At 53.6% G+C, this 1,841-nt stretch carries 1 protein-coding gene and 1 tRNA gene; one reads left to right on the top strand and one right to left on the bottom strand.

Annotated features, from left to right (window positions below; genetic code table 11):
• Nucleotides 1-259: 259 nt before the first annotated feature.
• Complete coding sequence (locus PsAD46_RS16970; RefSeq protein WP_193776960.1) at nt 260-1,201, top strand: hypothetical protein; 942 nt, start codon at nt 260-262, stop codon at nt 1,199-1,201.
• A gap of 428 nt (nt 1,202-1,629) precedes the next feature.
• Here PsAD46_RS16970 and PsAD46_RS16965 read toward each other — a convergent pair.
• Nucleotides 1,630-1,706: transfer RNA gene (locus PsAD46_RS16965), tRNA-Met, on the bottom strand.
• Between the last annotated feature and the right edge of the window lie 135 nt (nt 1,707-1,841).

The raw sequence follows: 1,841 nt of genomic DNA, 5'->3' as shown, positions 1-1,841 counted from the left end.
CGGATATCTTTAACCGCCTTCTCAGCTGCAGCGCTGGCGGTCCGTGTGTTGTGCCCCATTGTTCACTCCTAATCTCATGATCATGAGCCAAAACACTCCCTTATTCAAATTAACCGATCTGTCCATAAGGCTTCGATGGGGAACAGGTTTTATCATCGGATTGCGTGGCGAACTGACCGATGAACAGTTGGTGCGCCTCTTCTGCCTTTGCCGGTTTGGGCAGACAGTTTGGGACGCTGTGGAGGCTTCAAGCCGGGCAGTGTCCGAAGGATACTGGAAGACTGTGTCCGCACACTGGGCGAGGCAGACAGAAGATGAGTTGCGCTACGCCGTAGCAAAACTCATTGAAGCCCGTCGCGGCCTAACGGCGCTGCAATTTGTCCATCTGGACCTGAAGAGCATCGAATCTGAACAGCTCTGCGCAATCCTGCAAGCACTTCCCCGAAGCGATGAAGCTGAGCGGGGAGCATCCTCGATGGATCGGCATTCCATTGAGGAGGTGTTCAAGATTCTCAATTCGCGCGGCACAATTAGCCGCGATAGGATGGCAGATCTGGAGTTCCTGTATCTGAAGGTCTTCAGGTTCGATAGAGGGCGTATCCCTAACCTTGAGGCCGAGGTAAACGACAACCCGTCTCTTTTCTGCAAGGCCATTCGCATGGCCTACAGGGGCAAAAATGAGTCCAGAGATGTGGAACCTAACGATGAGCAGAAGACGGCCGCCAGAAACGCGAATACCTTTATTGATGCACTTTCTTCAGTACCTGGAGTCGATGAACACGGTGTCATCCAGGCTGGGAAGCTGAAGGAATGGATTATCGAGGCAAGGCGCATTAGCGAGCCGACAGGTCATCGCGCCATGCTTGACTATCAGATCGGGGAAATCCTCGCACACGCCCCTTTGGCAGAAGATGGATCATGGCCTTGTGAACCTGTGCGGGAGGCTGTCAATGATCTGTATAGCGTCGAGATTGAGCGCGACATCACAATCGGGCGCTACAATGCTCGCGGTGCGACTTGGCGAGGTGAAGGCGGAGCGCAAGATCGAGAGTTGGCGGATCAGTACGAGGGCTGGGCTAAAGCTTGCGAGTTCGAGCATCCGCGCATGGCGAGAATTCTGCGTGAGATGGTTCGCAAGTACATCGCGGAGGCCGAGTGGCAGGACAATGAGGCAATGATCCGTAGGCGCATGCGATACTAGTATCCGAACGGAAGTCTGTTCTCAAGCGCGCTTGTCAGGTGAAAAGGGGACGACGAGTTTGCGATCACCAGTTTTGGATGACTTGGCGGCGCTTCTTGGTAGGAACTGACTCGACCTTTGCTAGAAACGTCCCAATGGCAGCTTTTGGTCAAGTTCCTCTTCAAGCAGGAATAGTCCTAAGGGAAATGGGCGCCGCTGAGTAGCTCTCAGCTTGCTAACAGGCGCCATGCAGCAGGTAACTCACCGCTCTACCTTGGCGGCCCTCACCCGTACTGATCCGCGACTGAGATTGTCATTTCCCACCCACATCTACTGAGTAAGCTGCTGGCGAACATGTCTTTTGTTGACGTGGTGTTGACGCGAACGCAAAAAGCCCTGAGCGATTGGCTCAGGGCTTTTGCTATGTATTTGATCTTACGATCATATTTTGGTTGCGGGGGTAGGATTTGAACCTACGACCTTCAGGTTATGAGCCTGACGAGCTACCGGGCTGCTCCACCCCGCGGTAAATAGTGTTTGTTCTGTTTTATTTTGTAGAGATTTGTCGGTGTGTATTATTCATGCCCGGCGGCGCCCTACTCTCCCGCGTCTTAAGACGAAGTACCATTGGCGCAGGGGCGTTTCACTTCCGAGTTCGGGA

The sequence above is a fragment of the Pseudovibrio sp. Ad46 genome (genome assembly GCF_001623065.1).
Lineage (GTDB): Bacteria > Pseudomonadota > Alphaproteobacteria > Rhizobiales > Stappiaceae > Pseudovibrio.
Note: the sequence above shows the minus strand (reverse complement) of the source record. Positions and strands in the feature narration are given on the sequence as shown.